The sequence below is a fragment of the Nocardioides sp. Root122 genome, assembly GCF_001425025.1.
Classification (GTDB): Bacteria; Actinomycetota; Actinomycetes; order Propionibacteriales; family Nocardioidaceae; genus Nocardioides.
The window spans coordinates 68,943-88,608 of record NZ_LMDE01000006.1; the positions used below are offsets into that span (position 1 = coordinate 68,943).

The window sequence follows — 19,666 nt, forward strand, 5'->3', positions numbered from 1 at the left end:
CCCGTTCCCGCAGACCCGGGTCGCCGCGGCGTCGATCTCGTGCGAGACGTTCCGGACCGGCGCCCCGCTCGACCGTGTTCGCCTGACATGATCCGCGGATGCGACCTCCCGGGCTGTCCCTCCCGATCGTGGCCTCGTGGCTGGTGCACGCCTACACAGCGTCGGGGGTCGTGCTGGCGTTCCTCACCGTCGTCGCGGTGATGGAGGGCGACACGGTCCGGGGCCTGTGGCTCTTCCTCGCTGCCATGGTCGTCGACGGGACGGACGGCATGCTGGCGCGCTGGGTCAAGGTGAAGCTGCACGTCCCGTGGTTCGACGGCGCCCTGCTGGACAACATCGTCGACTACATCACCTACGCCTTCATGCCGATGATGCTGCTGTGGAGCGCCGGCTACCTCGGCGAGGGCACCTCGGCCACGGTGCTCGCCGTCGTCCCGCTGCTCGCCTCGGCCTACCAGTTCTGCCGGGTCGACGCGAAGACCGAGGACCACCTCTTCCTCGGCTTCCCGAGCTACTGGAACATCGCAGCGTTCTACGTCGTCGTCCTCGACCTCCGCCCGGCCGCGGTCGCGGTCACCCTCCTGGTGTGCGCGGTGCTCGTCTTCGTGCCGATCGGCTACGTCTATCCCTCCCGCACGACCACGCTGCTGGCACCCACGCTCGTGCTGACCTGCCTGTGGCTCATCAGCTATGCCGTCCTCCTCACGCAGCTGCCCGACCCGAGCACGCTCTGGCTGAGCATCTCGGTGGCCTACGTCGTCTACTACGTCGTGCTCAGCCTCTACCTGACGGCTCGCCGCGCCCGCGGGGGTCAGCGCGCAGCGGCGACCGACTCGTCGGCGCCCGCCAGCTTCTGAGAGAGCCAGATCGGGATCACGGACAGCACGATCAGCGCGGCCGCGACCACGTTGACGACGGGGGCCTGGTTGGGCCGGAAGAGGTTCTGGTAGATCCAGATCGGCAGGGTCTGGATGCCCGTCCCGGCGGTGAACGTCGTCACGATGATCTCGTCGAAGGACAGCGCGAACGACAGCAGCGCGCCCGCGAGCAGGGCCGAGCGCATCATCGGAAGCGTCACCGACCAGAACGTGCGGAAGGTGCCGGCACCGAGGTCCATCGACGCCTCCTCCAGGTTGCCGCCGAGGCGGCGCAGGCGGGCGATCGCGTTGTTGAAGACCGTGACGATGCAGAAGGTGGCGTGCGAGACGACGAGGGAGAAGAAGCCGAGCTCGATGCCGAACATGGTGAGGAACGCGTTGGCGAGGGCGATGCCGGTCACCACGCCGGGCAGCGCGATCGGCAGGATGATCAGCAGCGACACGGTGTCGCGGCCGAAGAACCGGAAGCGCTGCAACGCCAGGGCGGCCATCGTGCCGAGCACCAGCGCGACGGCCGTCGCCACGAGCGCGACCTCCACCGAGACGACGATCGCGTCGCGGGCGCCGGGGTTCTCCAGCGCCGACGACCACCACTTCGTGGTGTAGCCCGGCGGGGGCCACTCGAAGGTGCGCGAGGTGTTGAACGAGTTCAGCACCACGAGCGCGAGCGGCGCGTAGACGAACAGCAGCACCAGCCCGGTGCAGACCAGCAGCACCGCCCGGGTCGCCCTCGAGAAGCTCATCCGCGCTCCCCCTCCCTCACAGCGAGTCCAGTGCGCCCGTGCGGCGCACGGCGGTCAGGTAGACCAGCATCACCGCGACCGGGATGGTCGCGACGGCCGCGGCGAACGGCAGGTTGTTGCCGGTGAGGAACGAGTCGTAGACGACGTTGCCGAGCATCTGGTTGGCCCCGCCGACGATCTTGACCGCGATGTAGTCGCCGAGCGTGAGGGAGAACGTGAAGATCGACCCGGCGACCGCGGCGGGGAACAGCACGGGCAGCACGACGCGTCGCATCGTCGTGGCCGTCGACGCGCCGAGGTCCGCGGAGGCCTCGATCAGCGAGGTCGGCAGCCGCTCCAGTCCGGCGTACATCGGCAGGATCATGTAGGGCAGCCACAGGTAGGACAGCGTCAGGACGGTCGCGGTGAGCCCGTAGCCCGGCGAGACGCCGAGCGCGTCGAGCGGACCGCCGTTGGCGAACATCGCCCGCCACGCATAGGCCTTGACGAGGTACGACGCCCACAGCGGCGTCAGCACGGCGATCACCAGCAGGCGCTGGCGCCGCGGCGAGGCGACCTTGGCCATGTAGAGCGCGATCGGGAAGGCCAGCAGGGCGTCGATCACGGTCACCGCGGCGGCGGTCACCAGCGTGCGGCCGGTGATCGTGCGGTAGACGTCGAGGGTGAACAGGTCCCGGTAGTTGTCCAGGTTCCAGATCCGCTGGATGTTGCCGCCGAACGCGTCGACGGTCCACAGCGAGGTGATGAACAGCGCCGCCAGCGATCCCAGGTAGAGCACGCCCAGCCACAGCATCGGGGGCCCCAGCAGGAGCCCCAGGCGCAGGCGGGGGTGGCGGTGGAGCACACCCGCTCCACCGCCTCCCGGCGGACGCCGTCCGACCACGCGTCAGCCCTTGATCTCGGTCCAGGCCCGGGTCCAGTCCTGGTAGGTCGTGCACTGCACGTCGGTCCGGCCGTCGAGGCACTGCTCGATCGGCGTCGTCCAGTAGTGGATCTGCTCGGCGTAGGCCTCGTCACCGGCGTGGTAGGAGTCGCAGAACCCCTTGCTGGTGAGGTCGCACGCCTTCTCGTTGGCGGGCGCCTCGCCGAACCACTCCGCGACGGCCGCGTTGGCCTCCGGGCTGATGATGTGGTCGAGCCAGGCATAGGCGCAGCTCTCGTGCTCGGTCTTCGACGACACCATCCAGGTGTCCGACCAGCCGGTCGCGCCCTCCTCGGGCAGGATCGCCTCGACCGGGGTCTTCTCGCTCTGGGCGAGGTTGACGATCACCTGCCACGTCGTGCCGACGACCGAGTCGCCGGTCTTGAACGCCTGGGTCTCCTTGAGGTAGTCCGACCAGTACTCCCCCACGTTCTCGCGCTGCTTCTTGAGCAGGTCCACCGCCGCGGCGAGCTGGTCCTCGTCGAGGGCGTAGGGGTCCTCGATGCCGAGGTCGGGCTGGGTCTTGGAGAGGTAGAGCGCCGCATCGGCGATGTAGATCGGCGAGTCGTACGCCGTCACCTTCCCGGCGTGGGCAGAGGCGTCGTCGAAGACCGCGCTCCAGCTCGTGGGGGCCGGGCTGACCTCCTCGGTGTTGTACATCAGCAGGTTGGCGCCGTAGCCGTGCGGGACGCCGTACATCTGGCCGTCGACGGAGTTCCAGTCGCGGTCCTTGAGGAAGGACCACACGTCGGCGTAGTTGTCGATCAGGTCGGTGTTGACCGGTGCGACGTCGCCGCCGGCGATGAGGCGCAGCGACGCGTCACCTGAGGCCGAGACGACGTCGTACTGGCCCGACTTCATCAGGTTCACCGCCTCGTCGGAGGTGTTGAAGTACTTCACATCGACCTGGCAGCCGGTCTCCTCCTCGAAGGGCGTGACCCAGTCGACGGCCTTGTCGGTGGAGCCGTCCTCGGCGTAACCCGGCCAGGCCAGCACGCTGAGGCTGCCCTCGGGCTCACCGAGCTCCCCGGCCATGGGGACGTCGGGCGCGGTGAAGCCGCCCTGCGCCTCCGAGCCGGAGCCGCCACCGCCGTCGTCGTCGCCCGACGAGGTGCCGCACCCCGTCAGTGCCAGCGCGAGCACCGCCGCGGCGGCGGTGAACATCGTGGTCCGCTTCATGACTTCTCCTCCTGGTCGTGCTGGTCGTGCTCGGGGTGCTGGTGCTCCGGCGCGCGGCCGGAGAGGTCGATGACGTGCTCGTCGGCCCAGCCGACGGTGACGTCCTGCCCCCGGCGGCCCAGCGCCTGGTCGGTCCCGCCGTGGAGGTTCTGGCGCAGGACCGTGAGGGTCGGACCGGCGTCGAGCTCGACGACGTAGTGGTTGACCGACCCGAGGTAGACCACGTCGGTCACCGTGCCGCGGACGGACGTGAAGCCGGCCTCGACCTCGGAGTCGAGGTGCACCTTCTCGGGTCGGATGCTGAAGGTCCCCTCCCGGCCGATGACCGTGCGGGCGGCCTGCCCCGTGAGCAGGTTCGAGGTGCCGACGAAACCGGCCACGAACGCCGTGGCCGGGTTCTCGTAGAGCTCGGCGGGAGTGGCCACCTGCTCGACGCGGCCGTCGCGGAAGACGGCGATGCGGTCGCTCATCGTCAGCGCCTCCTCCTGGTCATGCGTCACGAAGACGAACGTGATCCCGACCTCGCGCTGGAGCTGCTTGAGCTCGAGCTGCATCTCACGGCGGAGCTTGAGGTCGAGGGCGCCGAGCGGCTCGTCGAGCAGCAGCACCGTGGGCCGGTTGACGAGGGCGCGCGCCAGGGCGACCCGCTGCCGCTGGCCGCCGGAGAGCTGCGTGGGCCGCCGGGCGGCGTACGGTCCGAGCTGGACCGACTCCAGCGCCGCCATCGCGCGCTCGCGCCGCTGCGCCTTGGGCACCTTCTTCACCCGCAGGCCGTACTCGACGTTGGCGAGGACGTCCATGTGCGGGAACAGCGCGTAGTCCTGGAAGACCGTGTTGACGTCGCGCGCGAACGGCGCGCGGTCGGTGACGTCGGAGCCGGCGAGCATCACGCGCCCCGACGTGACCTGCTCGAAGCCGGCGATCATCCGCAGCACAGTGGTCTTGCCCGACCCGCTCGGCCCGAGCATCGAGAAGAACTCGCCGTTCTCGATCCGCAGGTCGACGTGGTCGACCGCCGTCACGGGACCGAAGGACTTCGTGACGTCGACCAGCTCGACGGCGGGCGTGCTCATGCTGCGTGCTCCTCCACCTCAGGACGATGGAATGCGTTGCGAAGCACACAGTAGGGCTTCGGTACCACGCGTGAACACGGCTCACAGGTCACGATTCGGTGCAGGAACCCCCCAGCCGGGACGCAACAAGGCCCCCGCCGGAGCGGGGGCCTTGCTGATGGTGCGGGGTTCAGGCGCGGATCAGAAGTCCATGCCGCCCATGCCGCCCATGTCGCCGCCGGGCATGGCCGGCGCCTTCTCGGGCTTGTCGGCCACGACGGCCTCGGTGGTGAGGAACAGCGCAGCGATCGACGCGGCGTTCTGCAGCGCGGAGCGGGTGACCTTCGCCGGGTCGATGATGCCCTCGGCGATCATGTCGACGTAGTCACCGGTCGCGGCGTTGAGGCCGTGACCGGCCTCCAGGTTCGCGACCTTCTCCGCCACGACGCCACCCTCGAGACCGGCGTTGATCGCGATCTGCTTGAGCGGGGCCGAGGTGGCGACGCGCACGATGTTCGCGCCGGTGGCCTCGTCGCCCGACAGGTCGAGCTTGTCGAACGCGGTTGCCGCCGCCTGGACGAGGGCCACGCCGCCGCCGGCGACGATGCCCTCCTCGACCGCAGCCTTGGCGTTGCGGACAGCGTCCTCGATGCGGTGCTTGCGCTCCTTGAGCTCGACCTCGGTGGCCGCGCCGACCTTGATGACGGCCACGCCGCCGGCCAGCTTGGCGAGGCGCTCCTGGAGCTTCTCGCGGTCGTAGTCGGAGTCCGACTTCTCGATCTCGGCGCGGATCTGGTTGACCCGGCCCTCGATCTGGCCCTGGTCGCCGGCACCCTCGACGATGGTGGTCTCGTCCTTGGTGATGACGACCTTGCGGGCTTGGCCGAGCAGCTCCAGGCCGGCGGACTCGAGCTTGAGGCCGACCTCCTCGGAGATGACCTGGCCGCCGGTGAGGATCGCGATGTCCTGCAGCATGGCCTTGCGACGGTCACCGAAGCCCGGCGCCTTGACGGCGACGGAGCGGAAGGTGCCCTTGATCTTGTTGACGACCAGGGTCGACAGCGCCTCGCCGTCGACGTCCTCGGCGATGATCAGCAGCGGCTTGCCGGACTGCATGACCTTCTCCAGCAGCGGGAGCAGGTCCTTGACGGTCGAGACCTTGGAGTTGGCGATGAGGACGTAGGGGTCCTCCAGCACGGCCTCCATGCGCTCGAGGTCGGTGGCGAAGTAGGCCGAGATGTAGCCCTTGTCGAACCGCATGCCCTCGGTCAGCTCGAGGTCCAGCCCGAAGGTGTTGGACTCCTCGACGGTGATGACGCCTTCCTTGCCGACCTTGTCCATCGCCTCGGCGATGATCTCGCCGACGGTGGTGTCAGCGGCGGAGATCGACGCCGTGGACGCGATCTGCTCCTTGGTCTCGACGTCCTTGGCCATGGCGAGCAGCTGCTCGGACACGGCGGAGACGGCGGCCTCGATGCCGCGCTTGAGGCCCATCGGGTTGGCGCCGGCCGCGACGTTGCGCAGGCCCTCGCGGACCATGGCCTGGGCCAGGACGGTGGCCGTCGTCGTGCCGTCACCGGCGACGTCGTCGGTCTTCTTGGCGACCTCCTTGACCAGCTCGGCGCCGATCTTCTCGTAGGGGTCCTCCAGCTCGATCTCCTTGGCGATGGAGACACCGTCGTTGGTGATCGTGGGGGCGCCCCACTTCTTCTCCAGGACGACGTTGCGGCCCTTGGGGCCCAGGGTGACCTTGACCGCGTCGGCGAGGGTGTTCATACCCCGCTCGAGGCCGCGGCGGGCCTCCTCGTTGAAAGCAATCAGCTTGGCCATATCGCGTGCGATTCCTATCGACGTGAGTCTGTGTGTCGACGCCAGGCAGGCTGCCCGCGACGGACGACCCGCTTCCCCGGCGATCCATTCACGCCGGCTCTGCGGACCTCAGCGTCACCTGGGTCGTTGTCACTCTCATGACGAGAGTGCCAGCCTCATGTTTAGCACTCGACCCCCGAGAGTGCAAACGCCGCCCCGGGGTCCGGGACGGCGTGTGCAGGGGTCGTGCGGGGGCTACTCGATGAGGCGGACGGGCTCGCCGTCGATGCGGGCGGTCCACGTGGTCGCGTCGGTGACCTGACCCGAGCCGAAGCTGACCTTGACCCGGAACCAGCAGCCACCCTGGCTGGTGACCGTGCAGCTGTAGGTGCTGGGGATCGGGACGCGGATCTCCTGGTACTTGCCGTTGTAGCCGCTCGGCGTGATGCCGGTGATCTTGCAGTCGCTCAACGGCCCGTTGGTGACGCCCGTTCCCCTGCAGTTCTGCAGGTACGTCGGGAGGTTGATCGCGTCCACCGGCTTGAGCACCTGGACCGAGCCGCTGCTGGCACCCTCACCGACGTCGAAGAAGCTGATGACGAGCGACTTGTTGGCCGCTGCCGGCGGCACGCGCACGAGGTTGAACTCGGTCGACGCGGAGTCGGAGTTGGCGAAGATGCGCATCTTCTCGTAGGCGGCCACGGAGATGCCGCCGGCCGGTGCGGAGGTGACCGCTCGCAGGCCGAAGTTGTTCGTGCCGGTGCCGCGGACGGCCGTGTCGTCGCCGGTCTGCGAGTAGACGCGGCCGTTGCCGGCATAGCCTCCGTTGCCGTCCGGCGTGCCGCCCAGCGAGACGTTGTTGCGGACCTGGAGGTAGTAGTCGCCCGCCTGGGTGGGCGTGAAGGTGCACAGGTCCACCCACTGGTGGAAGACGGCGGCGAGGCTCGGGTTGTAGTCGCTGTCGTCGGACTTGAGCGCCTCCAGGGAGACCTGGTTGGCGTTGTAGCCGGCGTACTGGCGCACGCAGTTGGGCTCGGGTGCTCCCTGCCAGGGCACGAGCGTGTCGATCGGGCGCCGCAGTGCGAACGACGTGACGCCGGCGTTCTCGCTGCCCGAGTAGAGGCTGGCGTTGGGGTCGTCACCGGTGCAGAAGCCGTTCGGCTTGCTGGTGTCGGCGTAGCCGCCCCACGTGGTGCCGGTGCGCCAGTAGCGCTGACGCGCGTCGTTGGCACGGGGGTTCCACGTGCCGCCCCAGCCCGAGGGCGGCGCGGTCGTGCTGCCCGGGGTGTTGTACGGCTCGCTGGTGCACCGCGAGCCGGTGCTCACGTAGGCGGGGTCGTAGACCTGCAGCCGGACGCTCTGGCCGACGCCGCTCGCGGCGACGCGCACGAGGTAGAAGAACCCCTTGGCGTCGAAGTCGTTGTTCCTCCCGCTGGTGCAGTTGTCCTCGCCGCCACCGCAGTAGCGGGTCTCGAACTGGGCACCCTGGTTCTTGTCGACGTCGGGCCCGGCGATGGCGCCCCAGAACTGCGGGACGCGCGGGCAGATGGCCGGCGGGGGCACCTTGATCGCGGTGCCCGAGGGAGTGGTGCTGGAGCTGCCGTCGGGCTCGTTGCCGAAGACGTTGCACGGGCTTCCCATCGGAGCCGGGCCGTTGAAGTCGGCCGTCGCGGAGCGCCGCATGGTCGAGGTCGGGATGCCGAAGGTCTTGGCGAAGGCGTTGTCGACACGCGAGGAGACCGTGACCTTGAGCTGGGTCGGCTTCTCGCCGACGGCGACGGCGACCGACGTGGTGCCGGAGTTGGGGAAGCCGTTGTCCTCGGCGACCTCGATGGCACGGGCCCTCGCCGCGGCGAAGTCGTCGGGCATGTACGTCACACCGGCCGTCGCCGCGGCGTCCGCGGCGGCCTGGACCCGTTGCAGCTCGACGTAGAGGCGTGCGACATCCACGGTGACGGCACCGAGGGGCAGCGCGATGAACGAGAAGAACAGGGCGACGATCACGGCCGTGGCACCGATCTCGTCACGTCGCCGGCTGCTGAGGTGGAAGAGCTTCACGTCGGCCGTCCGATCAGTTGTGCGCATTGGGGGTGCCGGGCTTGCAGGTGTCCTGGGTGAGCGGCTCGAACTTCATGACGGTCCGCTCGGTCATCACCTTGTCGCCGCCCATGAACCCGCCGACGAGCCCGGACATCCAGTTGTGGTTGGCGCGCAGTGCGACGCCGACCGAGTCCGACTGGTTGACACAGGCGTTCACCGAGGCCGAGGACCAGGAGCCGCTGGCGTAGCGGAACTTGTTCAGCCCGGCGTCCCAGACGTACTTCACGCAGTTGGTCGGGCAGCTGGTCGGGATCGTGGTGCCGGTGCCGGGATACCCGGCCGTGTTCGCCTTGTAGATCATCACCCACTGGATGTCGTCGGCGTTCATGGCCATACCGGCGGTCTGCATGGTGTCGGCAGCAGCCTGGGCGAATCCCGGCGCGTTGGCCGGCGTGCACGGCGGCGGGTCGGCGCTCGCCTGGCACGTGCCCGGTCCAGCGTCCGCGGCGGCCGACGCCGACCGCGCTCCCGCACGCACGCTGCTGCTCATGGACACGTAGTCCTTCATGTACAGCCCGAGCTCGACGGTGCCGAGGAGGAAGGTGAGCAGGAGCGGCACCACCAGCGCGAACTCGACGGCGGATGCGCCCCGCTCGTCACGTCGCCTGCGGAATGTGCTCATCGACTGCTCCCTCGTTGACCCTGCCCCGGACGACCCACGCCCGAGCGGGATCCAGTGTGCGTGGTGCCGGGCAGAACGGTCCCGACGTTGACGCACGCTAGTGACAGCGGACCAAGGATGCCTCAGCCCCGCGGACGGACTTAATAGTCCGAAATGACCACTTGCGGACTAGGCCGAGCGCACGCTAACGCTCCAGCGCGGACTGGACCAGGTCGGCGAAGGGAGCCGCGTTGGCGGGCGAGACGTCGAGGTAGAGGCCGGGCTCGATCAGCTCCAGCTCGCTGACCACCCAGGCGCCCTCCCAGTGCAGGAGGTCGACGCGCAGGTAGTCCATCGGCCGGCCGAAGCGCTCCGCCATCACGGCGTGCGCGCGCCGCGCGAGGTCGCCGACCTCGCCGGTCTCCACGGCCCGGACCACGCCGCCGAACTCCTCGTGGACGCGTACGTCGCCCCTGCCGGCGGGCAGCTTGTCGAAGCGCTGGGTGAGCCGCCCGCCGAGGACGTAGACCGAGACCTCGCCGCGGGTGTGGATCGACTCGACGAGAGGCTGCACGACGACGGCGCCACGGTCCACGTGCGACGCCGCCTGGTCCTCCTCGAGGCCCGCCTCGAGGATCACCAGGCCGTCCCCGCCGGCACCGATCGCGGGCTTGACCACGGCCGTCCCGAGCGCATCGACGGCCGCGACCAGCTGGGTCGCGCTGGTGACCCAGGCGGTGGGCACGGCGGGGAGGGAGTCGAGGTCGAGGAGGTAGCGCTTGTCGTGGTTCCACGCGAAGACGTCGGCACCGTTGAGCAGGCGTGCCTGGTCGAGCGAGCGCGCCCATGCGAGGAACTCCGTGGGGCGCTGGACGTAGTCCCAGGTCGAGCGCACTGCGACCAGGTCGGCAGCGGCCCAGTCCACGGCGGGGTCGTCCCAGCGTGCCCAGGACGCGTCGATCCCGCGGGAGGCGAGCTCGGCGTCGAGCACAGCGGCGCCCGGCTCGCCCTCGGGCAGGTCTGCGCTGGTGGCGAGGAGGACGCTCATGCCGGGTCGGCGGGCGGCTCGGACGAGCCGTAGAAGTGGCCGGAGGCCTGCTCCTTGTTGGTGCCCTCGCGGTTGTCGCCCTTCTCGATGATCACGAGGTTGTGGTAGCAGTGCACCGCCCGGACCCACTGGTCGGTGTAGGTGGGCTCGTAGCCGTCGATGAGGAACTCCTCGTGGTTGAGCCCGTCGACGAGGTCCTTCACGAGGTCCATCGACGTGCCCGGCGCACGCGGGTCGAGCTGGCCGCCCCAGGCGGGCCAGTAGGAGGTCTGGGTGTCCTCGATGCAGTAGATGCCGCCGTCGGGCATCAGGGGGAAGAGGATCCGGAACGACTCGCGCACGTGTTCCGGGATGTGGCTCCCGTCGTCGATCACGACGAGCGGGGCGCCCTGCTCCTCGATGATCCGGTGGAGCACCTCGGGGTCGGTCTGGTCGCCGAGGTAGGCGTGGATGTGGCCGCGCGTCAGCCACGACTTGTCCTCGATGTCGAGGCCGACGATGCGCGCCCTGGGGAAGAACCAGCGCCACATCTTCATCGAGGCACCGCTCTTGCGACGCTTCTTGTAGCCACCGATCCCGAGCTCGAGCAGGGTGAAGGACTCCCCGCGCAGGTGCTGCAGGTGCCGCTCGTAGTGGGGCGTGTACTTGTGGACGCCCCACTTGTCGGTGCGGAACTCGATGGCGAGCTCGGTCAGGTTGCTGGCCAGCAGCCGGCGTCGGCGCTCGGCCTTCTTCTGCTCCGGGGTCGGCTCGTCCGGGGTCGGGGGCGGGGACGCCTGCATGCGACCGGCCTTCTGGGCCGCCTTCTTGACGACCTCGCCGGCCCGTCGAGCAGTGGTGCGCACGTGCGAACCCTAGCCTGAGCCGTCCACCGCGGGCGCGTGGTGCCCGAACGGCACGTGCTCCACCACGCCCAGCGCGGCCAGCACCGACGGGAGCATCGCCTTGGCGGTGCGCTTGTAGCCGCGGGCGCTGGGGTGGAAGCGGTCCGGGCTGAACATCTCGTCGGGTGAGGTGTGGAAGAACGGCCCCACCACGTGCGCCAGCGAGACGACGCGAGCACCCCGCTCGAGCGCGACCACCCGCTGCGCGTCCGCGAGCTGCCGCGAGGCACGTGACCCCAGCGAGCGGAGCGGCTGCGGCACCGGTCGCAGCGCGCCGAGGTCGGGACACGTCCCCACGACGACCTCCGCGCCGCGGGCGCGCAGGGCGTCGATCGCCGCACCCAGGTGGCGTACGGACTCCGCCACCGGCACCCGGTGGGTCACGTCGTTGCCGCCCACGACCACCACCGCCACGTCCGGTCGGTACGCCGGCGGCAGCGCTGCGACCTGGCCGGCCAGCATGCTGCTCTCCGAGCCCACCACGGCAGCGGTCCGCAGCCGCACCGAGCGGCCGGTGCTGCGGGCGATCCCGCGCGCCAGGCGACCGCCCAGCGTGTGCTTGGGCCGCTCGGCGCCGAGCCCGGCTGCGATCGAGTCGCCGAGCACCACCAGGTCGACCGGCCGGCCGAGCTTCTTCTTGACGTGGCGGTCGCCGGCGGGCGCCTCCTCGCCGAGCGGCTTGCCGATGGCCAGCCTCGCCTGGGCGGCCTGGCGCAGCAGCAGCCCGCGCGCGCCGTACGCCGTTCCGGCCGCGAGGCCGCCGAGCACTGCCAGCGCGACGCCGGTCCGGGTCAGGTGGTTGCTGGACACCCACCCCTTCAACCACGCCCACCTGAACGGCGCCGCAACCAGGTCCGACCGCGGGTCCAACGTCACCCCACAGTTGGGTCGACGTACTCAGGACAACGGGTGGTGGCCGCGCCACGCTGGACGTATGGACGCCCCTGCTGTCATCCCCCGCACCGTCCCGCCGCGCCAGCTCGCGTGGCTGCGCACCGAGCTCGCCGGCTGGGCCTCCGACGGCCTGATCACTGACGACCAGGCAGACCGGATCTCGACCCGCTACAGCGCCGCCTCCCACACGCGCTTCAGCATCGGTCGGGCGCTGCTCACCATCGGTGGCGGCTTCGTCGGCATCGGGGTGATCTGGCTCGTCGCGGCCAACCTGGACCAGCTCACCCCCACGTTCCGGTTCCTCGCGGTGACCGCGCTGTGGCTCACCTTCCTCATCGGCGGCGAGGTCATGGCGAGCAGGAAGGTGTCCGCCCCCGTCGTGGGCGCCGGGCGCCTGCTCGCCGCCATGGGCCTCGGCGCCGTGATCTTCCAGGCCGCCCAGTCCCTGCAGGTCCCCGCCTACGAGCCGCGGCTCGTCGGGCTGTGGTCCGCCGGCGCCCTGCTCCACGGCTACCTCACCAGGTCCCACATGCCGTTCTTCGTCGGCCTCGTGACGGGCGTGGTGTGGTGGTTCTGGCAGCCGTTGTGGGACGAGCCCAACGGCCTCACCGTCGTGCTGCTCTTCGGCGCCGGCGCCGTCCTGGCGTCGGGCCTGGCCGTGCTGCACGACCAGCACCTCGACGCCTACGCCTGGGCGTGGCGCACGGTCGGCGGGGCGATGGCCCTGCTGGCGATGTTCGCGGCCGCCATCCCCGACGTCGGCAGGGACGGCATCGCGTGGACCACCTGGATGATCGTCGCCCTCGTCGCTGCGGGTCTCGCCGCGGCTGGGGCCGTCGCCACCCGGCCCGGGCTGCGCGCCCTCGAGCCCCTGGGCGCCGTCGTCGTCCTGGGGGTCGCCACGTCGATCGGGCTCTGGACCACGGGCACCGACACCTCGTCCGTGGACGCCGCCGACTGGGGCCACGCGGTGGTGTCGGTCATCGCCTACGTCGTCCTCGCCGTGGGCCTGGTCGTCCTCGGCACGGTGCGCGACCACCCGCCGCTCACCTGGATGGCCATGGTCGGTCTGGTGGTCTTCACCACCTTCCAGAGCTTCGCCGTGTTCGCCCCGATCGTCACGGGCGCCTGGCTGTTCGTGGTGCTCGGCACCGTGTTCCTCGGCACCGGCTTCCTCTTCGACCGGGCGCGGCGCGAGCTGGCCCACGCCCTCGACAGCGAGTCACCCACCTCGAGCAACGGAGCAGCCCGATGAACCGCACCGTGACCACCGCCGTCATCGCCGTGTCGCAGCTGGCCCTGGTCGGCGTGGGCGTCGCCCCCCAGCTCTCGGCCCGCCTCGCCGGCGACACCTACCTCATGAACGTCGCCCCGATCGACCCCATGGACCCCTTCCGGGGGGCCTACGTCGCCCTCGACTACCCCGACCTGCGCCATGACGACTCGCAGTCGTTCGTCGAGCCGGGACTGGGCGCCCTGGACGACGGCGAGTCGGGCGACGTCTTCATCACCCTCGAGAAGCGGGGCGACGTGTGGGGGGCCGCCGACTGGAGCCGCGAGCGGCCCTCGGACGGGCCCTACCTCGCTTGCGACGACCGCTCGTGGCAGATCCGGTGCGGGATCGAGAGCTGGTTCCTGCCCCAGGACGAGGCGGCCGCGACGGAGGACCTGCTGCGCGACGGCGCAGTCGCGGAGGTCAAGGTCGACGGTCGCGGCAACGCCGCTGTGGTCGGCGTACGCGCTCCGTGAGGACTCAGCGCCGCGACAGGGCGACGGCGTAGTAGGTCTCCTCGTCGGCGACGGTCCGCTCCGGGTCGACGGCGATCGTCTTGGGGACCCCGCGCGGGGTGAACTGCACGTCGACGGAGTCCGCCTCGGCGAGCGCCTCGCGCAGCAGGATGAAGAGCCCGTCCATCGACCATCCCTTGCGCGGGCGCAGACGGCGCTCACCCTGGGTGACCTTCACGATCGCGTCGTCACGCACCACCGTGCGGACCGCGGCCGAGGGCGGGCAGAAGCAGCGCCGTTGCACGGTGAGGACGTAGTCGTCGACGCCCCGCGACTGCCAGTCCTGCCACGCCGCCGCGAGCTGCGGGTCCTCGTTGATGCCGGGGACGAACGGGTCGACCGGACGCGGGTCCGCGACGGCGTACGACGGCGCGGCACCCGCGCCGATGGCGAGCGAGAGCAGGACCGCCTGGCACACACGCTTCATCGAGGTCATGGTGCTCCGACGTCCGCGGAGGGGCAACCGGTTCCGCGCCTCAGCCCCCGGCGACCGCGGGGATCACCGAGATCTGCACGCCGTCGGGGGTCGGGGTGGCCAGCTCGTCGAGGAAGCGGACGTCGTCGTTGCCGACGTAGACGTTGACGAAGCGCCGCAGCGCCCCGGCCTCGTCGAGGATCCGCCCCTTGATGCCCGAGTAGTGGGCGTCGAGGTCGTCGAGCACGGCGGCCAGGGTGTCGCCCTCGGCGGACACCTCGGACTCACCGCCGGTGTAGGTGCGGAGGATGGTGGGGATGCGGACCGAGACGCTCATGTGTTGATCTTCTCCTCAGAGCACGTTGGACGCGACGAAGGCGTCGTAGCTGGGCGCGATGGTGGCGGCGGGGCCGACGCGGTCGGCGACGGCGTCGAGGGTCTTCAGGCCCATCCCGGTGTTGATCACGACGGTCTCGAGCGAGGTGTCGAGCTGCCCGGTGTCGACGAGCTTCTTCAGCACGCCCACCGTGGTGCCGCCAGCGGTCTCGGTGAAGATGCCCTCCGTGCGGGCCAGAAGGAGGATGCCGTCACGCACCTCGTCGTCGGTGATGTCCTCGACCGCGCCTCCGGAGCGGCGGCAGATGTCGAGGACGTAGATGCCGTCGGCCGGGTTGCCGATGGCCAAGCTCTTGGCGATGGTGTCGGGCTTCACCGGGCGGATCGCGTCGGTGCCGGCCTTGTAGGCGACCGAGACCGGCGAGCAGCCGGTGGCCTGTGCACCGAAGACCTTGTAGGGCTTGTCCTCGACGAGCCCGAGCGTGATCAGCTCCTGGAACGCCTTGTCGACCTTCGTCAGCTGCGACCCCGACGCGACCGGGATGACGATCTGGTCGGGCAGCCGCCAGCCCAGCTGCTCGGCGATCTCGTAGCCGAGCGTCTTGGAGCCCTCGGCGTAGAAGGGGCGCACGTTGACGTTGACGAACGCCCAGCCCTCCTCCTCGCCCGCGATCTCCGAGGCGAGCCTGTTCACGTCGTCGTAGTTGCCGTCGACGGCGACGAGCCGGTCGGTGTAGACCGCGGAGTTGACCTGCTTGGGCTTCTCGAGGTCGCTCGGGATGAAGACGACGGTCGTCATCCCGGCCCGCGCGCCGGCCGCCGCGACGGCGTTGGCCAGGTTGCCCGTGGAGGGACAGGCGAAGACCTTGGCGTCGAGCTCGCGGGCAGCACTCAGGGCGCAGGCGACGACGCGGTCCTTGAAGGAGTTGGTGGGGTTGGTCGAGTCGTCCTTGACCCACAGCTTCTCGAGGCCGAGCTCGCGGGCGAGGTTGCGTGCCTCGAGCAGCCGGGTGAAGCCGGGCTCGGTGTTGGGGCTCTGCTCGATGTCGTCCGGCACCGGCAGCAGCGCCTTGTAGCGCCAGATGTTGGCCGGTCCGGCGGCGATCTCCTCGCGGGTCACCGCCGGGAAGTCGTAGGCCACCTCGAGCGGCCCGAAGCACTCCGGACAGGCGTACGACGGGCCGAGCGTGACCTCGTGGCCGCACTCGCGGCAGGCGAGGGCGCGGGCGTTGCCGAAGGCGCCGTCGCGCAGGCCCTTCGAGGGGGTGCGCGTGGTGCTGTCGTCCAGCAGGGTGCTCATGAAGTCCTCCTTCTCATCTGTCCCGCGCGGCTTTCGCGTGGGTCGGATTTGGCACCTGCTCCCATGACTGCCGGAGAGATCCGGACAGGAGGCTCATGGGTGGTTGCCGGGACTTCAACGGGCCGTTCCCTCAGTCCCTCGTGATGAGCAGGACCAGACTAGGCGGGCGTCTCACGATGTGCACACCGAGTCCACGATGTGGATAGGGGGGTGCTCAGCCCTGGCGCAGCAGGCCGCCGAGCGCCTCGACGACGCCGGGAGGGCCGTCGACGACGAGGTCGGCGAGGTCGACGAGGGCGGGCTGCTCGGTCGAGGCCGAGCAGATCACCAGCCCGGGAAGGCCCTGCTCACGCAGGTCGCGCACGGCCTCGAAGGCCTCGATGTCGCCGAGGTCGTCGCCGCCGAACACGACACCCTTGGCCTGCTGCTCCTCGACGAAGGTGCGCACGGCCTGGCCCTTGTGCATCTCGGCGGAGCGGATCTCCACGACGTTGCGGCCCGGCTCGAGGGCGAGGTGGTGGCGCTCCGCGAGCTCGGCGAGGGGTGCCACGATCCGCTCGAAGGCCGCGGCCGGGTCCTCCATGCGGCGGGTGTGCACCGCGACCGCGAGGCCCTTCTCCTCGATGTAGGCGTCCGCGGCGCCGGCGCGGCGCAGCACGCCCGGCAGCTCGCGCTCGAAGCTCGCCAGGCCGGCCGGGGGCCGCGGGGAGAGGATGCGCTGCTCGGTCGCCGACCAGCGCTCGTTGCCGTACTGGCCGAAGACGAAGAGCTCCGCACCGCGGTCCAGCATCGCGTTGCCCAGGGCGTCGAGGTCACCCATGGCGATCGCCTGGCGGGCCGGTCGGCCGGTGATCACGGCGACCGCACGCACCACCTCGGCGAGCTCGAGGAGCACGCCGGGAGCGGCCGGGTGCAGCCGGGCCGCCTCGGGGTCGTCCACGACGGGCGACAGCGTGCCGTCGAAGTCGAGGCCGATCACGACACCGTCGAGGACGTCGCGCACGGCGTCGTAGTGCTCACGCGCCGCCGCGGAGGTGAACTCCATGGGAGCAGCCAACCACGCGACGCCGGCGGCTGCCGAACCTGTCCCGGACCGGTGGGTCAGCTGGGCGCGTCGGTGGTGAGGATGACGGTGAGGCGGTCGCGCTTCATCACGCCGACGGCGGGCGCGGTGCGCTTGATGCCGAGGTCGAGCGCGAGCTGCTTGCCCGCCGCCTTGAGGCGCGGGGGGTAGTAGACCGTGGTCGTCGGGATCACGCCGTACCAGTTGTCCTCACCCACGACCGCCCACCCGACCTGGGTGGCCTTGGCCGCGGTGCCGGCGGCGAGGCCCTTGATCCCGGAGTTGTTGAACACCTCGACGTAGACCTCCCCGCGCTTGACCAGCGGCTCGGGCTTCGGCTTCGGGGTGGCACTGGGCGTCGGCTCGGCGCTCGGCGTCTGGTCGGCGCTGGCGATCGTCGCGGTGTCCACGCGGCGCTCGGTGGGCGCCTCGTCGCGCGTGGCGAAGAAGGTGATCGAGGCCATCGCGACGGCGATGACCGACAGCATCACGAGGGGGGACGGGAAGGCGACGCCCTGTTCGTCACGACGACGGAGGGAGGGGCGGCCCGGGCTGGGGAAGGAGGCCATGGGGAAGGAAGCCGATCCGTGAGTGGTGGTGGGTCAGATCTCGAATCCGAGGCGGCGCGCCGAGCGCTGCCGCTGGCGGGAGGCACGCAGCCGGCGCAGGCGACGCACCAGCAGCGGGTCGGCCTCGAGGGCCTCGGGACGGTCGATGAGGGCGTTGAGGACCTGGTAGTAGCGGGTGGAGGACATGTCGAACTTCTCGCGGACGGCCTGCTCCTTGGCACCGGCGTACTTCCACCAGTGGCGCTCGAACTCGAGGATCTCGCGGTCGCGCTGGCTCAGACCGGCAGCCGTCTCCTGCTCGGCGGCGATGTGCTTCGCTGCGTCCATGTGACTCTCCTGGTCGACCCCACGTCCACCCGAGGCGAGTGGACTGCGGTCAGTCTAGGCGACGAACGACAACGATGTCATTCGCCTCCGGCGAGTCGTCTGGACAAACCCGGCCGGAGTCTCGGTCCGGAGCCGACCCCCACCGGGACGGGCCCGCGGCGCCCGAGACAGGCACCGCGGGGTGAGCTGCGCGTCACCGCGCCTCGCTAGGGTCGGGGCGTGACCAAGAACCCGAAGGCCGACCTCGTGATCGTCGCCAACCGGCTTCCGGTCGACCGCGTGCGCCTGCCCGACGGGGAGGTCACGTGGCGCCGCTCCCCCGGCGGGCTGGTCTCCGCCCTCGAGCCGGTCATGCGCGCCAACGACGGCGCCTGGATCGGCTGGCCGGGCTCGCCCGACGACGACTTCGAGCCGTTCGTCGAGGACGGTCTGTCGCTGGTGCCCGTCTCGCTGAGCGGTCGGGAGGTCGAGGAGTTCTACGAGGGCTTCTCCAACGGCACCCTCTGGCCGCTCTACCACGACGTGGTCGCCAAGCCGGAGTTCCACCGCGAGTGGTGGGACTCCTACGTCGCGGTCAACCAGCGCTTCGCCGACCGCGCCGCCGAGATCGCCGCCGACCACGCGACGGTCTGGGTCCAGGACTACCAGCTCCAGCTGGTCCCGCAGATGCTGCGCCAGCAGCGCCCCGACCTGCGCATCGGCTTCTACCTCCACATCCCGTTCCCTCCCACCGAGCTCTTCTCGCAGCTGCCCTGGCGCCGCCAGATCCTCGAGGGCCTGCTGGGCGCCGACCTGATCGGCTTCCAGCTGCCGGGCGCCGCGGCCAACTTCGTACGCCTCGTGCGCAGCCGGGTGGGCCACAAGACGCACCGCGACACCATCTACCTCCCCGACGGACGCCCGGTGAAGGCGACCGCCTTCCCGATCTCCATCGACACCGCCGGCTTCGAGGAGCTGGCCCGGTCGGAGAGCGTGGAGAAGCGGGCCGCGGAGATCCGCGAGGCGCTCGGCCACCCCAAGAAGATCTTCCTGGGCGTCGACCGGCTCGACTACACCAAGGGCATCTACTCCCGGCTGCGCGCCTTCGGCGAGCTGGTCCGCGACGGCCACCTCGACGTCGAGGACGCCGTGTTCGTGCAGGTCGCCACGCCGTCGCGCGAGCGCGTCGAGCAGTACCGCATCCTCCGCGACGACATCGAGCGGCTGGTGGGCCGGATCAACGGCGACCACGGACTCATCGGCCGGCCGGCGATCTCCTACCTCCACAACTCCTACCCGCGCGAGGAGATGGCGGCGTTCTACCGGGCCGCCGACATCATGGTCGTCACGCCGTTCCGCGACGGGATGAACCTCGTGGCCAAGGAGTACGTCGCCTGCCGCTTCGACAACGACGGTGCCCTGGTCCTCTCGGAGTTCGCGGGCGCGGCGTCCGAGCTGCGCCAGGCCTGGCTGGTCAACCCCTACGACATCGACGGCATGAAGGCTGCGCTCCTCGAGGCCTACGCCGCGGGCCCGAAGGAGACCGGGCGCCGGATGCGCGCGATGCGGAAGACCGTCGTCCAGAACGACGTGGCCAAGTGGGCCCGGGACTTCCTCGACGAGCTCGCCTCGCTGCCCGGCCACCACGACAAGACGGTGCGCCCGACGCCGTCGCGCTGATCCTCACTGGTGGACCGTAGGGGTCAGACAGGAGTAGGTGTCTTGTCTGCACCCCGAGTCACCGGGCCACTGCCGAGCTGACCGAGTCCTGCTTCGGTG

At 70.4% G+C, this 19,666-nt stretch carries 20 protein-coding genes and 1 riboswitch; of the genes, 4 read left to right on the forward strand and 16 right to left on the reverse strand.

From position 1 onward, the window contains the following. Window positions 1–98 precede the first annotated feature (98 nt). On the forward strand, window positions 99–857 hold the full coding sequence (locus ASC64_RS07145) for a CDP-alcohol phosphatidyltransferase family protein (RefSeq protein WP_056906857.1): 759 nt from the start codon (window positions 99–101) through the stop codon (window positions 855–857). On the opposite strand, the gene ASC64_RS07150 is transcribed toward ASC64_RS07145, so the two are convergent. From ASC64_RS07150 to ASC64_RS07195, 10 genes are all read right to left on the reverse strand, one after another. After that, entirely contained in the window at window positions 812–1,621 is an 810-nt protein-coding gene (locus ASC64_RS07150) for an ABC transporter permease (RefSeq protein ID WP_056906858.1), read from the reverse strand. The two genes, ASC64_RS07145 and ASC64_RS07150, sit on opposite strands and share 46 nt — an antisense overlap. 16 nt (window positions 1,622–1,637) lie before the next feature. Beyond that, window positions 1,638–2,465: an ABC transporter permease gene (locus ASC64_RS07155; protein ID WP_235563575.1), complete on the reverse strand. Its 828-nt coding sequence runs from the start codon at window positions 2,463–2,465 to the stop codon at window positions 1,638–1,640. A gap of 42 nt (window positions 2,466–2,507) precedes the next feature. Further along, window positions 2,508–3,722 (reverse strand): ABC transporter substrate-binding protein, encoded by a 1,215-nt coding sequence (locus ASC64_RS07160; RefSeq protein WP_056906860.1) that lies wholly within the window; start codon window positions 3,720–3,722, stop codon window positions 2,508–2,510. Then, window positions 3,719–4,795: an ABC transporter ATP-binding protein gene (locus ASC64_RS07165; protein WP_082550269.1), complete on the reverse strand. Its 1,077-nt coding sequence runs from the start codon at window positions 4,793–4,795 to the stop codon at window positions 3,719–3,721. The genes ASC64_RS07160 and ASC64_RS07165 overlap by 4 nt, the downstream gene beginning before the upstream one ends. A gap of 180 nt (window positions 4,796–4,975) precedes the next feature. Continuing rightward, window positions 4,976–6,604 carry a chaperonin GroEL gene (gene groL / locus ASC64_RS07170; RefSeq protein ID WP_056906861.1) on the reverse strand — a complete coding sequence of 543 codons (1,629 nt, stop codon included), beginning with the start codon at window positions 6,602–6,604 and terminating at the stop codon, window positions 4,976–4,978. A 234-nt stretch (window positions 6,605–6,838) separates the two neighbouring features. Continuing rightward, window positions 6,839–8,641: a pilus assembly protein TadG-related protein gene (locus ASC64_RS07175; protein ID WP_056906862.1), complete on the reverse strand. Its 1,803-nt coding sequence runs from the start codon at window positions 8,639–8,641 to the stop codon at window positions 6,839–6,841. Between the two features lie 13 nt (window positions 8,642–8,654). Beyond that, complete coding sequence (locus tag ASC64_RS07180; protein ID WP_056906863.1) at window positions 8,655–9,305, reverse strand: TadE/TadG family type IV pilus assembly protein; 651 nt, start codon at window positions 9,303–9,305, stop codon at window positions 8,655–8,657. 184 nt (window positions 9,306–9,489) lie between these two features. Next, a complete protein-coding gene (locus tag ASC64_RS07185; RefSeq protein ID WP_056906864.1) occupies window positions 9,490–10,332 on the reverse strand; it encodes an ATP-grasp domain-containing protein in 843 nt (280 codons plus the stop codon). After that, entirely contained in the window at window positions 10,329–11,177 is an 849-nt protein-coding gene (locus ASC64_RS07190) for a hypothetical protein (protein ID WP_056906865.1), read from the reverse strand. The genes ASC64_RS07185 and ASC64_RS07190 overlap by 4 nt, the downstream gene beginning before the upstream one ends. 9 nt (window positions 11,178–11,186) lie before the next feature. Then, window positions 11,187–12,026, reverse strand: a complete 840-nt coding sequence (locus ASC64_RS07195) for an SGNH/GDSL hydrolase family protein (RefSeq protein WP_200937508.1) — start codon at window positions 12,024–12,026, stop codon at window positions 11,187–11,189. A 124-nt stretch (window positions 12,027–12,150) separates the two neighbouring features. Between ASC64_RS07195 and ASC64_RS07200 the strand changes: the two genes are divergently transcribed. After that, window positions 12,151–13,365, forward strand: a complete 1,215-nt coding sequence (locus ASC64_RS07200) for a DUF2157 domain-containing protein (RefSeq protein ID WP_056906866.1) — start codon at window positions 12,151–12,153, stop codon at window positions 13,363–13,365. Beyond that, complete coding sequence (locus ASC64_RS07205; protein ID WP_056906867.1) at window positions 13,362–13,859, forward strand: GDYXXLXY domain-containing protein; 498 nt, start codon at window positions 13,362–13,364, stop codon at window positions 13,857–13,859. Before ASC64_RS07200 ends, ASC64_RS07205 begins: the two co-directional genes overlap by 4 nt. Before the next feature lie 4 nt (window positions 13,860–13,863). Here ASC64_RS07205 and ASC64_RS07210 read toward each other — a convergent pair whose 3' ends face one another. From ASC64_RS07210 to ASC64_RS07235, 6 genes are all read right to left on the reverse strand, one after another. Beyond that, window positions 13,864–14,325 carry a DUF6174 domain-containing protein gene (locus ASC64_RS07210; protein WP_156385071.1) on the reverse strand — a complete coding sequence of 154 codons (462 nt, stop codon included), beginning with the start codon at window positions 14,323–14,325 and terminating at the stop codon, window positions 13,864–13,866. A gap of 49 nt (window positions 14,326–14,374) precedes the next feature. Next, entirely contained in the window at window positions 14,375–14,650 is a 276-nt protein-coding gene (locus ASC64_RS07215; protein ID WP_056906869.1) for a MoaD/ThiS family protein, read from the reverse strand. Between the two features lie 15 nt (window positions 14,651–14,665). Then, window positions 14,666–15,949: a threonine synthase gene (gene thrC / locus ASC64_RS07220; RefSeq protein ID WP_056906870.1), complete on the reverse strand. Its 1,284-nt coding sequence runs from the start codon at window positions 15,947–15,949 to the stop codon at window positions 14,666–14,668. 10 nt (window positions 15,950–15,959) lie between these two features. Then, window positions 15,960–16,099, reverse strand: a riboswitch (SAM riboswitch). 64 nt (window positions 16,100–16,163) lie between these two features. Next, window positions 16,164–16,994: a trehalose-phosphatase gene (gene otsB, locus ASC64_RS07225; RefSeq protein ID WP_056906871.1), complete on the reverse strand. Its 831-nt coding sequence runs from the start codon at window positions 16,992–16,994 to the stop codon at window positions 16,164–16,166. A gap of 56 nt (window positions 16,995–17,050) precedes the next feature. Continuing rightward, window positions 17,051–17,581 carry a LytR C-terminal domain-containing protein gene (locus ASC64_RS07230; protein WP_056906872.1) on the reverse strand — a complete coding sequence of 177 codons (531 nt, stop codon included), beginning with the start codon at window positions 17,579–17,581 and terminating at the stop codon, window positions 17,051–17,053. A 33-nt stretch (window positions 17,582–17,614) separates the two neighbouring features. Further along, window positions 17,615–17,908, reverse strand: a complete 294-nt coding sequence (locus ASC64_RS07235; RefSeq protein ID WP_056906873.1) for a DUF3263 domain-containing protein — start codon at window positions 17,906–17,908, stop codon at window positions 17,615–17,617. Between the two features lie 219 nt (window positions 17,909–18,127). Between ASC64_RS07235 and ASC64_RS07240 the strand changes: the two genes are divergently transcribed. Continuing rightward, window positions 18,128–19,567: an alpha,alpha-trehalose-phosphate synthase (UDP-forming) gene (locus ASC64_RS07240; RefSeq protein WP_056906874.1), complete on the forward strand. Its 1,440-nt coding sequence runs from the start codon at window positions 18,128–18,130 to the stop codon at window positions 19,565–19,567. Window positions 19,568–19,666 lie beyond the last annotated feature (99 nt).

Bases quoted from the DNA above. Each gene is read 5' to 3' on its own strand.
- groL (WP_056906861.1), bottom strand. From the start codon at position 6,604: ATGGCCAAGCTGATTGCTTTCAACGAGGAGGCCCGCCGCGGCCTCGAG.
- ASC64_RS07230 (WP_056906872.1), bottom strand. From the start codon at position 17,581: ATGGCCTCCTTCCCCAGCCCGGGCCGCCCCTCCCTCCGTCGTCGTGAC.
- ASC64_RS07215 (WP_056906869.1), bottom strand. From the start codon at position 14,650: ATGAGCGTCTCGGTCCGCATCCCCACCATCCTCCGCACCTACACCGGC.
- ASC64_RS07210 (WP_156385071.1), bottom strand. From the start codon at position 14,325: ATGAAGCGTGTGTGCCAGGCGGTCCTGCTCTCGCTCGCCATCGGCGCG.
- ASC64_RS07145 (WP_056906857.1), top strand. From the start codon at position 99: ATGCGACCTCCCGGGCTGTCCCTCCCGATCGTGGCCTCGTGGCTGGTG.
- ASC64_RS07150 (WP_056906858.1), bottom strand. From the start codon at position 1,621: ATGAGCTTCTCGAGGGCGACCCGGGCGGTGCTGCTGGTCTGCACCGGG.
- ASC64_RS07160 (WP_056906860.1), bottom strand. From the start codon at position 3,722: ATGAAGCGGACCACGATGTTCACCGCCGCCGCGGCGGTGCTCGCGCTG.
- ASC64_RS07185 (WP_056906864.1), bottom strand. From the start codon at position 10,332: ATGAGCGTCCTCCTCGCCACCAGCGCAGACCTGCCCGAGGGCGAGCCG.
- thrC (WP_056906870.1), bottom strand. From the start codon at position 15,949: ATGAGCACCCTGCTGGACGACAGCACCACGCGCACCCCCTCGAAGGGC.
- ASC64_RS07235 (WP_056906873.1), bottom strand. From the start codon at position 17,908: ATGGACGCAGCGAAGCACATCGCCGCCGAGCAGGAGACGGCTGCCGGT.
- ASC64_RS07180 (WP_056906863.1), bottom strand. From the start codon at position 9,305: ATGAGCACATTCCGCAGGCGACGTGACGAGCGGGGCGCATCCGCCGTC.
- ASC64_RS07200 (WP_056906866.1), top strand. From the start codon at position 12,151: ATGGACGCCCCTGCTGTCATCCCCCGCACCGTCCCGCCGCGCCAGCTC.
- ASC64_RS07205 (WP_056906867.1), top strand. From the start codon at position 13,362: ATGAACCGCACCGTGACCACCGCCGTCATCGCCGTGTCGCAGCTGGCC.
- ASC64_RS07165 (WP_082550269.1), bottom strand. From the start codon at position 4,795: ATGAGCACGCCCGCCGTCGAGCTGGTCGACGTCACGAAGTCCTTCGGT.
- otsB (WP_056906871.1), bottom strand. From the start codon at position 16,994: ATGGAGTTCACCTCCGCGGCGGCGCGTGAGCACTACGACGCCGTGCGC.